Consider the following 14306-nt stretch of genomic DNA (forward strand, 5'->3'; position numbering starts at 1 on the left):
ACTGACTATCATGAAAAACTCAATAAAACTGATCGCTTGTTTGCTGATTGTCGGGATGTGTGCCTCCTGTAGCAGAGTGTTGCCCCCGGATATGCGTAACCGTATCTCGTTGGAAGGGCAATGGGGATTGTTGCTTGATACCGCTGATGTCGGATTTAACATAGCGCAATTGTCAAACACCGGTATGGACTCTTTGTTTTTACCGGGAACAACAGACATAGGAAAGAAGGGTAAATATAACCCGGATATGGCTCAGACGAATGCTCTTTCCCGTGAATTCATATTTGAAGGAAAAGCTTTATATACAAAGGTTGTTGAAATACCAGAGAACTGGAAGGATTCATCTGTCCGTCTTTTTATGGAGCGGACTAAGCCGACTACAATCTGGATAGATGGAAAGGAAGTGGGTACGAATGATAATATTTCGACAGCACAACAATATGAACTGTCAGAATTTCTCACTCCCGGCACTCATACGATTGCCATTCAGGTTGATAATGGTTTGAAGGCTGTTCCGGATAAGGTTTTTCATTCTTCTCATGCCTATTCGGGCTCGACACAGACAAACTGGAACGGAATTATCGGTGAGTTCTATCTGGAAAGTGCCCCTTTATGTGGAATAGAAGATATACAGGTTTATCCTGATGCTATCAAAAAGTCGGTAATAGTAAGGGTTACACTTCGTAATAGGGATATCAAGACACAACAGGGTGAATTGTCTTTTTATGCCGAGGCGTGGAATACCGATAAAAAGCATAAGACTCCGGTGGCAACGATCGGCATAGATTGTTCTGTCCCTGAGCAGATATATGAATTACCTTTGGGGGATAATGCACTATGTTGGAGTGAATTTTCTCCGGCTTTATACCGCTTGTCTGTTGCATTTAAAGCGGATGGCTATACGGATGTTCGACAGGTATCTTTCGGTCTGCGTAATTTCTCTGTAAAAGGCAAGCAGTTTACGATCAATGATAAAGTGACTTTCCTACGTGGTAAACATGATGCTTGTGTGTTTCCCCTGACAGCTCATACAGCGATGGACGTCGATTCTTGGCGGCGTTATTTTCAAATTGCGAAAGAGTATGGTATCAATCATTATCGTTTCCATTCCTGGTGTCCGCCGGAAGCTTGTTTTGAAGCAGCAGATATAGAGGGGATTTATTTACAGCCGGAGTTGCCTGTTTGGGGGAATGTCGATATAGAAGATACCGTGTTATGTGATTACCTGAAGAAAGAAGGATTAAATTTGCATAAGGCATATAGTAATCACGCTTCTTTTGTGATGTTTGCTTTAGGTAATGAAATGACAGGAAAAAAGGCTTTGGCCATGCTGGTACAAACATTCAAACAAGCAGATGACAGACATTTGTATGCTTCCGGCTCCAATAACTATCTGGGGATGGAAGGAAAACAGGCCGACGAACAGTATTTTACCACTTGCCGGGTAGGACGTGAAAAGGAAGGTACATTTAATACGCATGCACGAGCCTCTTTCTCTTTTGCAGATGCAGAAGATGGTGGTTACCTGAATCATACTTATCCTAATTCGGTGATGAACTTCTCCTCGGCTGAGGAACTTTGTGATGTTCCTGTTATCGGACATGAAACGGGACAGTTTCAGGTTTATCCGAGCTTCGACGAGATAAGTAAATATACAGGAGTGTTGAAGCCTCGTAATTTTGAAGTCTTTAAAAAACGTTTGGAGGAAGCCGGTATGGGAAACCAGGCTCAGGACTTTATGCAAGCTTCCGGTAGATGGTCTGCCTTATTGTACCGGGCGGATATTGAGATGAATTTGCGGACACCTCATTGGGGCGGTTTCCAGTTGCTGGATCTACAGGATTATCCGGGTCAAGGCTCTGCTTATGTGGGTATTCTGGATGCATTTATGGATAGTAAGGGGCTTATAACACCAGAAGAATGGCGAGGCTTTTGCTGTGAAGTCGTTCCTTTGTTCTGTACGGAAAGGTTTTGCTGGGCGAACAATGAAACAGTATCAGGTGAAATTGAGATAGCAAACTATTCGGCTGATGACCTGGACGGAAGACAGCTTTCATGGACACTTACGGATAGTAAAAAACAGGTACTGGATGAAGGTGTGGTGCCTTTACAGGTCAAACAAGGTGAATTGGTTAAAGTAGGAACCATAAAACCTTCTGTCTCTGCTGTTCATAAGGCGGAAAAAGTAAACTTGACTCTATCTGTCGACGGAACTCCTTATAAGAATAGTTATCCATTATGGATTTATCCGACCGATAATCAATCGATACCGGCAAAGAATATTCTTGTGGCTACAGATCTGGATTCCGATATGTTTAATGCTTTAAAGGCAGGTGGTAAAGTTCTTTTGTTTCCGTCCAAAGAAAAGCATCGGGAACAAACTGTAGGTGGCCTTTTCCAAACAGATTACTGGAATTACCGGATGTTTAAATCTATTTGTGAGAATATCCATCGTCCGGTCTCTCCGGGAACACTCGGTATTTTGACTGATCCGGAACATGCCGTATTCGCTGGCTTTCCGACAGACTTTCATACAAACTGGCAGTGGTTTTCCATTATAAAGCAAAGCTATCCAATGATATTGGATCGTTTGCCGAATGAATACCGTCCGATAGTACAAGTTATCGATAATATCGAACGAAATCATAAGCTGGGACTTTTATTTGAGTTTGAAGTGGAAAAAGGTAAATTACTGGTTTGTATGTCTGATGTGAAAGCTGTATGGGATAAACCGGAAGCCCGTCAGTTCTATAATAGTATATTGCAATATATGGATTCTCCGGACTTTAGTCCTTCTTTTCACCTGACGGCTGAAGCATTGAAAGAATTCTTTTCTTCAAAAGTACAAAGTGGTAAAATTGAGAAATTAGGGAATATATCCTATGAATGAAATATGTATCATCATTTAATTGTAAGTAAGCTATGAATAAGTTATTCTTTAGTCTATTATTATTGATTGGTTTATGTGTTGTTCCGATCAATGCTCAGAACCGTTGGTCCATCAATCCCAACGGGAGTATCTCATGGGAGGTGAAGGGGCGTATTCCTCATTACGATCATATCGAAATGAGCGGTTTGAAAGTATCTGCTGTTTTGCGTTACGGGGTGAATGCCGACGGCTCTTTCGAGTTGAATAAGAGTATGATCTGGCCGATGCTCCGGACGATACCGAATAACACACATGCCAGTTTGATGCGCCGGTTCGCTTGGAATGCTTCGGATATGGTATCGGTTAACGGGCAATCGCTTTCCGGTGAAAAGGTAGGTAAAATCACACTGGATGGTACAATGACGGTAGAAAGTACGGTCGCTTTGCCGCGTAAGGCGCAAGTCACTATGACCCGTATTGTTTTCCCTTCTGTGTCCAATCCTGCCATATGTGAGAAATATATTCTCCGGAATACGGGAGAGTCGGCTGTGAATGTGGAAATACCTGTTTCCCGTTCAGTTATAGACACCGATCCGGCTATTGGGGTGGATGGTAGTTATAGGCTGGTTTCCGAGATTATAGGATCGACAAGCAAACAGCTTCAACCGAAAGAAGAACTTGTCTTTTATGCCTCAATCAGCGGTTATAAGCAGGGCGAGACAGAACAAAAGATGGATATCGAAAAAGAACTGCAGGCTAGAAAAGACCTGATCGCTGGCTTTTGGAATAACCTGATACTGGAAACACCCGATCCCGTTGTAAATACTATGTTTGCTTTTGCCAAGATACGTGGAGCAGAAAGTATCTACGACACTAAAGGTGGTTTAATGCATGGTCCCGGTGGCGAGTCTTATTATGCCGCAATCTGGGCTAACGACCAGGCAGAATATATCAATCCCTTCTTCCCTTATCTGGGATACGAAGTCGGAAACGGTTCCGCCCTTAACTCATTCAAGCATTTTGCCCGTTTCATGAACCCTGAATACGAAAAGATACCCAGTTCCATCATTGCAGAAGGACTGGACGTTTGGGGAGGAGCCGGTGACCGTGGTGATGCCGCAATGGTCGCTTACGGAGCAGCCCGTTACGCTTTGGCAAGAGGAGACAAAGGAGAAGCTGAAGAATTATGGCCGCTTATCGAATGGTGCCTGGAGTACTGTCGTCGAAACCTGAACGACAAAGGCGTTGTAGCCTCCGACTCCGACGAACTGGAAGGACGTTTCCCGGCAGGGAAAGCCAACCTCTGTACCTCTTCATTATATTACGATGCTTTACGTTCAGCTTCCTATCTCGGAAAAGACCTGCAGAAACCTTTTTCTGAACTGGCCGACTACGAGAAACAAGCGAAGGACCTTCGTAAAAATATAGAAGACTATTTCGGTGCAAAAGTTGAAGGTTTCGATACCTATCAATATTATGAAGGAAACGATATCCTTCGTTCCTGGATTTGTATCCCGCTGACAGTCGGTATCAATGATCGTACAGACGGAACAATCAACGCCCTGTTCTCTCCCCGTTTATGGACAAAGAACGGCCTTTTGACTCAAGCCGGCAGTGAAACTTTCTGGGATCGTTCCACCCTGTATGCTCTGCGTGGTGTATATGCCTGTGGCGCAACGGAAAAAGCAACTGAATACCTGAAGTTCTATTCCAACCAACGTTTGCTGGGTGACCATGTCCCTTATGCCATCGAAGCATGGCCCGAAGGAAGCCAGCGCCACCTTTCTGCAGAAAGCGGATTATATTGCCGCATCATCACCGAAGGATTGTTCGGTATCCGTCCGACTGGCCTGAAATCCTTCACCTTCACTCCCCGTTTACCAGCGGAGTGGGACCAGATGAACCTGCGTAAAATAAAAGCGTTCAATTCCACATTCGACATCGAAGTAACCAGCAAGAACGGCAAGCAATCAGTTGCAGTCAAAACCGGTGGTAAAACCCTTTTGCATAAAACATTTAAAGCAGGAGAAGTAATTTCCGTTAAACTTCCCTGATCCACCAAATCATCAGCCAGGAACCTAAAAGAATTCCTGGCTGATGAACAGCAGCATCGTATATTATGAGACAAGAATGTCACATATTATGAGAATATAATGTCATATATTGTGGGAATGCAGTATCATAATATATGATACTCTTCACCGACCAGCCTGAAAAAATTCCAACTTACCTTTCACCTCTCTCCAACAAAACGCGCAGTGTTTTAGAAAGGCCTCAGCGAAGCCGGTGCAGCCTTGATTTTTTGCTTACTTTTGGCTCGGGCCAAAAGTAAGATCCCAACCTGTTGATAACTTTTTTGTACTTTTCTTCTATATTTCTTGGAAGGTAATTTGATAAATGTTTAATTTTACCCAGAAATAGAGTAACGTGCCCGTTGCCAACGAAGTAGGTTGCTTTTGTTTAAGGGAAAGTTTAACGTGGAACACAAGAATGGAAGAGAAAAATAGCTGCTATCACGTACCGGTAATGCTCGAAGAAAGCCTGAAAGGTCTGAATATTCAACAAGGGGGGACTTATGTAGATGTAACCTTTGGCGGAGGAGGACACTCACGTGAAATACTGAAACAACTCGATAGCGAAGGAGAACTTTATGGATTTGATCAGGATGCTGATGCAGAACATAATATCCCAGCCGATCCCCGTTTTGTGTTTGTCAGGAGTAATTTCCGGTATTTGTATAATTTTATGCGTTATCATGGCGTTGCCGGAGAGGTTGACGGCCTGTTGGCCGACCTGGGAGTCTCTTCCCATCACTTCGACGATAGGGACCGCGGTTTCTCTTTCCGTTTTGACGGTGCGCTGGATATGCGGATGAACACTCGTGCAGGACAGACCGCAGCCGATATACTGAATACCTATGCCGAAGAAGCATTGGCAGATGTATTCTATCTGTACGGTGAACTGAAGGTGGCACGTAAACTGGCCTCACTGATCGTCAGAACACGTGAAAACAAAAAGATAGAAACGATCGGTGACTTCTTGGAGTTGGTTAAACCCTTCACCGGAAAGGACAAAGAGAAGAAGTTTCTGGCACAGGCCTTTCAGGCACTTCGTATCGAGGTGAACGATGAAATGCGTGCTTTGAAAGAAATGCTGCAACAAACCCTGCAGGTGTTAAAACCCGGTGGGCGTTTGGTTGTGATCACTTATCACTCGTTGGAAGACAGGTTGGTAAAGAATTTCCTGAAAACAGGAAACTTTGAAGGGAAAAGCGAACAAGACTTTTTCGGAAATGTGCAAACGCCATTTCGTATGGTAAACAATAAAGTAATCGTGCCTTCCGACGAGGAGATTGAAAGAAATCCCCGCTCGCGAAGTGCCAAGCTTAGGATAGCAGAGAAAAAATGAACGGAACAATGAACAATTAATAATTAATAATGGGTTTCGCGTTTCTCTCGTTATTAATTATTCATTGTTAATTATTAATTAGCAAAGCTGTCATGGTGGAGGAAAAACAACAACGTAAAAAGTCAAAGAAAAAAGAGAAACGTCTTTCTCTTTTGTATGTGCTGGGCGGTGGTATCCTGAATGAGGATTTTATCGTTAAACACACACGGATGATCGTGCTTGTTGTGATAATGATATTCTTCTTTATCGGAAACCGCTACACCTGTATGCAAAAACTGCGTGAGATAGACCGTCTGCAACAACGTTTGCGTGACGTGCGCTTCGAAGCTTTGTCTATCTCATCGGAACTGACAGGCAACAGCCGTCAGTCGCAAGTAGAATTATTGATTGAAGAACAGGGTATTGAACTGGAAGGAGCCAAAACTCCGCCGTATGAATTACATAAATAAGTATGGCTGAAGAAATTGAACCAAATGAAACTGCACCGAAAAGTAACCGGATATTATTCTGTTACTTTCTCGTTGTGTTATTGTTGGGGCTTATCGCAGTAGGCATACTCCTGCGGACGTTTGATACAGCTTTCGTGGAAAAGGAAAAATGGGAGAAAGTGGCCGAAAGCCAGAAACGCCCGAACCGACTGATATTACCCGGACGTGGAAATATCTACTCTTCCGATGGTAAGCTGATGGCCACCAGTGTGCCTCGCTATTATACCTATATCGACTTTCGTGCCGACGGCTTTTCCGTCGATACGTTCCTGAGTTCGAAGGTGAACGGGGTAGACTCGCTTTCGGTTTATCTGTCCCGTAAATTCAAGAACCGCACTCCGGCCGGATATAAAGCACACCTTTTGCGTGGATTGAAAAGCAAAAGTCGTCAGTATCCGGTGTACGAAGGTCGTGCCTCGTATACGGATTTGAAGGAAATGCGGAAATACCCATTCCTGCGATTGAGCCGCTATAAGAGTGGATTTTATACGAAAGAAATGGTACAACGCCAGAAGCCGTTCGGGACACTTGCTTCCCGTACGATCGGGGACATTTACGGAGAAATAGAAGCCGCAGGTGTAACCAAGGGAAAGAACGGGTTAGAGTTGCAATATGACTCGCTGCTTCGCGGTGAAGCCGGATTAAGTTCTGTCCGCCGTGTGGGTGGAGGCTGGACAAACGTGGTAGAGGTCGAACCTGTGGACGGTATGGATATCCGCACGACGATTGATATCAATATCCAGGATATCACCGAGAAGTCCCTGGTGGATATGTTGAAGAAGATCGATGCCGAGTCGGGTACTGCCGTTGTCATGGAAGTTTCGACTGGCGAGATAAAAGCCATTACCAACATGGGACGTATCCGTGAAGGAGCTTATGCCGAGACTAAGAACCATGCTGTTGCCGATGAGATAGAACCGGGTTCGACCTTCAAGGTGGCCTCTATGATGGTCGCCCTGGAAGATGGTGTCTGTCAACCCAGTGATACTGTGGACGTAGGTAAAGGTGTATATATGTATAAAGGTGCCCGTATGACCGACCACAATATGAATAAAGGAGGATACGGACGTATCTCTGCAGAACAGGCTATCTGGTATTCATCCAATATCGGGGTTGCCAAGATCATTCTGAAAGGATACGAAAAGAATCCGACCAAATATGTGGAAGGACTTTATAAGCTGGGACTGACTATCCCGTTGAACCTGGAGATACCGGGAGCCGGACGTGCCAAGATACGTATGCCGAACGACACGACTTTATATTGGTCGAAGACTACGTTACCCTGGATGTCTTTCGGATATGAAACACAGATCCCGCCGATCTATACGCTGACCTTTTTCAACGCCATCGCAAATGGTGGAAAGATGGTTCGCCCGATGTTTACGAAAGAGATCATGCACAATGGAAAAACGGTGCGAAGCTTTTCGACGGAGGTGTTGAAGTCATCCATCTGTTCGGATAAAACGCTTGATATCATTAAAGAAATGTTGTTGGGCGTTGTTGAACAGGGTACGGGTAAAGCCGTTCATTCGGATATCATCCGTATAGCCGGTAAAACAGGTACGGCACAGATCGCAACAGGCGGTGTCTACCGTACAAGCGGGCACCAGGTGGCTTTCTGTGGATATTTTCCGGCCGATGAACCTAAATATTCCTGTATCGTGGTGATCCGTCGTCCGCGTATCGGTTATCCGTCCGGTGGTACGATGTCGGGAGGCGTAGTGAAGGCAATAGCAGAAAAAGTATATGCCAGTCATATGTCGTTCGATATGCGGGATATGGAGCGCGACTCATTAGCTGTATTAATGCCGGCGGCGAAGAATGGTAACCTGGATGCGCTTGAAAATGTGCTGGGAAAACTGGACATCGATGCGAATACAGATAGTCTGGAAACAAAATGGGTAGTTGCCAAACGTGAAGAAGGAGACGAAGAACTCCATCTGCGTGATTTGACGCTCCGTGAAGGATTAGTGCCGAGTGTGATCGGTATGGGAGCCAAAGATGCGGTTTACCTACTCGAGAGTGCTGGTTTACGTGTTGCCCTGGATGGCTTGGGACGCGTTTCTGCTCAATCGATGGGACCGGGTACGCGGATTGCCAAAGGACAAACCATAAGATTAACATTAAAATAATATGGAACTGAAGAATTTGATTCATACGTTGGATGTACTGGAAACAGTCGGAGCGGATCATGTAAAGATTACAGGCATCCAGTCTGATTCCCGCAAGGTGGAAGACGGCTTCTTGTTCGTGGCGGTAAGAGGTACGGCGGTCGATGGACATGCCTATATCGACGGTGCCATAGCAAAAGGTGCTGTTGCGATCGTCTGCGAGGAACTGCCGTTTCTTTCGGAAGAAAAGGTAGTTTCTACCGAAAGAAAACTATGTTTCATCCGGGTGAAAGATTCGGCGGACGCATTGGGTAAATTAGTATCGGCCTGGTATGACAATCCTTCGGATAAATTGACGCTGGTGGGCGTTACCGGGACGAATGGGAAAACAACCATCGCTACTTTATTGTATGAAATGTTCCGTAAGATGGGACATAAGGTTGGCTTGATCTCCACTGTATGCAATTATATCGACGGTGAAGCGATCCCGACAGAGCATACAACGCCCGACCCGATCACCCTTCACGGCCTGATGGCCCGGATGGTGGAAGCCGGATGCGAATATGCCTTTATGGAAGTCAGTTCCCATTCAATCGATCAGAAACGTATCAGTGGCTTGTCGTTCGACGGTGGTATCTTTACCAATCTGACACGCGACCATCTGGATTATCATAAAACGGTAGAGAACTACCTGAAAGCAAAGAAGAAATTCTTTGACGACCTGCCTGCGGATGCTTTTGCGCTGACCAATGCCGATGATAAATCAGGTCTGGTCATGCTCCAGAATACAGCGGCAAAGAAGCTGACCTATTCACTCCGTACCCTGGCCGATTTCAAAGGAAAGATCCTGGAGTCGCATTTTGAAGGAACAGAAATGATCATTAACGGTCGTGAAGTAGTCGTTCATTTTGTGGGACGCTTCAATGCTTACAACCTGCTGGCTGTTTACGGTGCGGCTGTTTCACTGGGGAAAGATCCGGAAGAGACGCTGATCGTGTTGAGCACGCTGCATTCGGTATCCGGTCGTTTCGAAACGATACAGTCACCGTTGGGATATACGGCCATTGTCGATTATGCCCATACGCCGGATGCTTTGACAAACGTGCTGAATGGTATTGAAGAAGTGCTCGACGGAAGAGGCCGAATCATCACCGTTGTGGGTGCCGGCGGAAACCGCGATAAGGGGAAACGCCCGTTGATGGCGAAGGAGGCGGCGAAGCTGAGCGACCAGGTAATCCTGACTTCCGACAATCCCCGTTTTGAAGAGCCGGACGAGATCATTCAGGATATGGTAGCCGGGCTGAATCATTCGGATATGGAACGTACGCTTTGTATCACCGATCGTACACAGGCTATCAAGACAGCCACTATGCTGGCAAAGAAAGGCGATGTGATCCTTGTGGCCGGTAAAGGCCATGAAGATTACCAGGATGTGAAAGGCGTGAAACATCATTTTGACGACCGTGAGAAGTTACGGGAAATATTTGCAACACAACAACAATAAAACGACATGCTTTATTATCTTTTTAATTATCTGGATCAATTGGATTTACCTGGAGCGGGGATGTTTAAATACGTATCATTCCGTTCCGGGTTGGCACTGATCCTTTCCCTGTTCATCTCGACAGCTATCGGCCGCCGTATTATCGACCGTTTGCAGATGTTGCAGATCGGCGAGACGGTACGTAACCTCGGACTGGAAGGGCAGATGAGTAAGAAAGGTACACCGACAATGGGAGGTATCATTATCATCATTGCCATCCTGATCCCGACTTTACTTTGTGCGAAGCTGAATAATATTTATGTGATCCTGATGATGGTCACCACCGTTTGGCTGGGCGCTCTAGGTTTTGCCGACGACTATATCAAGGTGTTCCGTAAGAATAAAGAAGGGATGCACGGTAAATTCAAAATCATCGGACAGGTTGGCCTGGGGTTGATTGTCGGTTTGGTGTTGTTTATGAGCCCGGATGTCGTGATTAAGGAGAATATGGAGGTACGGCATGATAATGTGATCGAAGAAGTTCACTATCATACGGTAGAAACGAAGTCTACCAAAACGACCATCCCGTTCATGAAGAATAACAATTTCGATTATGCCCAACTGGTTAGCTGGGCAGGCAATTATAAAGAAGAAGCGGCGTGGCTGGTCTTTGTTTTAATGACCATATTTGTGGTGACAGCTGTATCGAACGGGGCAAACCTGACGGACGGCCTGGACGGCTTGGCTGCCGGAACCTCTGCTATCATAGGGGTTGCATTAGGTATTTTAGCTTATATGTCCGCCCACTTCGAGTTCGCCTCCTTCCTGAATATCATGTTTATCCCCGGAGCGGAAGAGTTGGTGGTGTTTGCCGCCGCCTTTATCGGGGCGACAGTCGGTTTCCTTTGGTATAACTCATACCCTGCGCAGGTCTTTATGGGTGATACGGGAAGTCTGACCCTGGGTGGTATAATCGCCGTATTTGCTATAATTATACGTAAAGAGTTGCTAATACCAATTCTTTGTGGTATTTTTCTCGCTGAAAGTATTTCGGTTATGGCGCAGGTTGCCTACTTCAAATATACAAAAAAGAAGTATGGTGAAGGTCGTCGTATATTTAAGATGACGCCATTGCACCATCATTTCCAGAAGGCGGGGAATGCAGGAATACAAGCATTGCTGCAAAAACCGTTCAACGTGGTGCCTGAATCGAAGATCGTGGTGCGCTTCTGGTTGATCGGTATTATTCTGGCGGTTATAACGATCGTCACATTGAAGATGAGATAATAAATATATATAAACGTGGAAAGAATTGTTGTATTAGGGGGAGGAGAAAGCGGTGCAGGTGCAGCCGTGTTGGCGAAGGCAAAAGGATTTGACGTGTTCGTTTCCGACTTTTCGTCTATCAAACCCAAGTATAAGGATATGCTCGACGCCCACGGAATCCGTTGGGAAGAAGGACAGCATACCGAAGCCGACATTCTGAATGCCGACGAGATCATCAAAAGCCCCGGAATACCCGACAAGGCTCCGATGATCCAGAAACTGAAAGCGCAGGGGACGCATATCATCTCCGAAATAGAATTTGCCGGACGATACACCGACTCGAAAATGATCTGTATCACCGGAAGTAATGGTAAGACGACGACGACCATGCTTACATACCACATCCTGAAAGAAGCCGGAGTGGATGTCGGTCTGGCTGGGAACGTAGGGAACAGCCTGGCATTGCAGGTTGCCGAAGACCCGCATGCAGTCTACGTGATCGAACTGAGCAGTTTTCAGTTGGACAACATGTACGACTTCAAAGCGGATATAGCTATCTTGCTGAATATAACGCCCGATCATCTGGACCGTTATAACTACGAGATGCAGAATTATGTGAACGCCAAGTTCCGTATAATCCAGAACCAAACGTCGGAAGATGCGTTCATCTTCTGGAACGACGACCCGATCATAGCCCGCGAGATCGCTAAACGCCATCCTGCGGCAACTCTTTACCCATTCGCCGAAACGCATGAAGACGGCGTGAAGGGATATACGGATAATAAGCAAATAGTAATTGAAACCTCAAACGGAACATTTACAATGGATCAGGACTTATTAGCATTAACGGGTACACATAACCTGTACAATTCGCTGGCATCGGGCATCGCATCTAAGGTGGTCGATATCCACGATGAAAATATACGGGCTTCACTGAGTGACTTTACCGGGGTGGAACATCGCCTGGAGAAAGTGGCCCGTGTACGCGGAGTAGATTATATTAACGACTCGAAAGCGACGAATGTAAACTCTTGCTGGTATGCCTTGCAAAGTATGACGACCAAACTGGTACTGATACTGGGCGGAACGGACAAGGGTAACGACTATTCCGAGATTGAAGAACTTGTAAAACAAAAAGTACGTGCCTTGATCTTCTTGGGTGTCGACAATAGCAAACTGCATGCTTTCTTCGACGGAAAGGTGGCGCAGATTGAAGATGCGCACTCGATGGAAGAAGCGGTAAGCAAGGCTTATGAACTGGCAGAAAAAGGCGACACCGTATTGTTATCGCCCTGCTGCGCCAGCTTCGACCTCTTTAAGAGTTACGAAGACCGCGGTGATCAGTTTAAAGTTTGCGTACGTAACTTGTAAAATGAATTAGAATGGATCTGGCAAGTAAATTATTTAAGGGCGACCGGGTGATATGGATCATCTTTATGTTCCTGTGCCTGATTTCGGTTGTTGAGGTGTTCAGTGCCACGAGTACGATCGCCTACAAGAACGCGAATCATTGGGCACCGATCGTTCGTCATGCCACTTTCCTGTTGGGCGGGTTTGTATTGGTTTTGCTGTTACACAATGTCCCGTGCCGGTTTTTCCCGGTGTTTATACTTCTGCTTCCTGTTTCGGTATTGATGTTGATCGTCACGCCCTTTGTGGGAATTAATGCCAATGATGCGCATCGTTGGTTGGAGATATTCGGTATACAGTTTCAGCCTTCGGAGTTTGCCAAGCTGGCTTCGATCGTGTTTATCGCCTTCCTGCTCAGCAAACGGAGTAAATTTACGGACGACCAGATATTCAAGTATATATTGATCGGGGTGGGGATCACATGCGTCCTGATCCTTCCCGAAAACTTCTCGACCGCCTTTATGTTGTTTGGTGTCTGCTTCCTAATGATGTTTATTGGACAGTTGCCACTGAAGAAGCTCGGAAAACTGGCCGGTATCCTGATCCTGTGCCTGACCGTGTTTATCGTGCTGCTTCGCTTCACGCCCGCTGGAGTGACCCGGTATCTGCCCGACCGTTTCAGTACCTGGCAGGGACGTTTGGAACGTTTCTTCGAGCCTCATGAGTCGGACATCGACGCAAATGGTGTTTATAAAATAACCGATGATAATTATCAGGTCTCCCATGCCAAGATCGCTATTGCACGTGGGGGAGTGTTCGGACAATTGCCGGGTCACGGGCAGCAGAGGGATTTCCTTCCGCAGGCTTATTCCGACTTTATCTATGCAATCATTATTGAAGAACTGGGAGTTGTAGGCGGTGTATTCGTCCTGATGTTGTATATCATGTTGTTGGTACGCGTCGGGATGATTGCCCGGAAATGCGATAAAGCTTTCCCGAAATACCTTGTGTTGGGGTGCGGATTGCTGGTTGTCGTACAAGCACTGGCTAATATGGCGGTGGCTGTGAACCTGATCCCGGTAACCGGTCAGCCGATGCCATTGGTCAGTCGTGGAGGAACCTCGACGGTGATTTCCTGTATCTATTTCGGAATTATCCTGAGTGTGAGCCGGTTCGGTGCCAATATGGGTAATGAGGAAGATGAAGATCCGGAAGATGAAACCGAAGGTGCTGGTGCAGCTCCGGCTATTACAGAAGAAGAAATATCAAACTGGGTACCCGATACGCAACCCGAAACGGAAGAACAGTTTGCAACAGAAACAAAATAGAAA

9 protein-coding genes are annotated in these 14306 nt (G+C 45.9%); all 9 read left to right on the forward strand.

Going from position 1 to position 14306, the window contains the following annotated elements; genetic code table 11:
* Positions 1 to 10: 10 nt before the first annotated feature.
* On the forward strand, positions 11 to 2890 hold the full coding sequence (locus M1P97_RS20105) for a sugar-binding domain-containing protein (RefSeq protein WP_249390026.1): 2880 nt from the start codon (positions 11 to 13) through the stop codon (positions 2888 to 2890).
* 32 nt (positions 2891 to 2922) lie between these two features.
* Positions 2923 to 4923, forward strand: coding sequence for a glucosidase family protein (locus M1P97_RS20110; protein WP_249390027.1), 2001 nt, complete (start codon positions 2923 to 2925; stop codon positions 4921 to 4923).
* Positions 4924 to 5359: 436 nt separating this feature from the next.
* Positions 5360 to 6277 carry a 16S rRNA (cytosine(1402)-N(4))-methyltransferase RsmH gene (gene rsmH / locus M1P97_RS20115; protein ID WP_195373148.1) on the forward strand — a complete coding sequence of 306 codons (918 nt, stop codon included), beginning with the start codon at positions 5360 to 5362 and terminating at the stop codon, positions 6275 to 6277.
* Between the two features lie 95 nt (positions 6278 to 6372).
* On the forward strand, positions 6373 to 6726 hold the full coding sequence (locus M1P97_RS20120; protein ID WP_028727182.1) for an FtsL-like putative cell division protein: 354 nt from the start codon (positions 6373 to 6375) through the stop codon (positions 6724 to 6726).
* Positions 6727 to 6728: 2 nt separating this feature from the next.
* On the forward strand, positions 6729 to 8897 hold the full coding sequence (locus M1P97_RS20125; protein WP_195373149.1) for a penicillin-binding protein: 2169 nt from the start codon (positions 6729 to 6731) through the stop codon (positions 8895 to 8897).
* Position 8898: 1 nt separating this feature from the next.
* Entirely contained in the window at positions 8899 to 10380 is a 1482-nt protein-coding gene (locus tag M1P97_RS20130; RefSeq protein ID WP_195373150.1) for a UDP-N-acetylmuramoyl-L-alanyl-D-glutamate--2,6-diaminopimelate ligase, read from the forward strand.
* 6 nt (positions 10381 to 10386) lie between these two features.
* Entirely contained in the window at positions 10387 to 11646 is a 1260-nt protein-coding gene (gene mraY, locus M1P97_RS20135; protein ID WP_249390028.1) for a phospho-N-acetylmuramoyl-pentapeptide-transferase, read from the forward strand.
* Positions 11647 to 11661: 15 nt separating this feature from the next.
* Positions 11662 to 12996, forward strand: coding sequence for a UDP-N-acetylmuramoyl-L-alanine--D-glutamate ligase (gene murD, locus M1P97_RS20140; protein WP_195373152.1), 1335 nt, complete (start codon positions 11662 to 11664; stop codon positions 12994 to 12996).
* Positions 12997 to 13007: 11 nt separating this feature from the next.
* On the forward strand, positions 13008 to 14303 hold the full coding sequence (locus M1P97_RS20145; RefSeq protein ID WP_195373153.1) for an FtsW/RodA/SpoVE family cell cycle protein: 1296 nt from the start codon (positions 13008 to 13010) through the stop codon (positions 14301 to 14303).
* Positions 14304 to 14306 lie beyond the last annotated feature (3 nt).

The sequence above is a fragment of the Parabacteroides leei genome, from assembly GCF_023369805.1.
Classification (GTDB): domain Bacteria; phylum Bacteroidota; class Bacteroidia; order Bacteroidales; family Tannerellaceae; genus Parabacteroides; species Parabacteroides leei.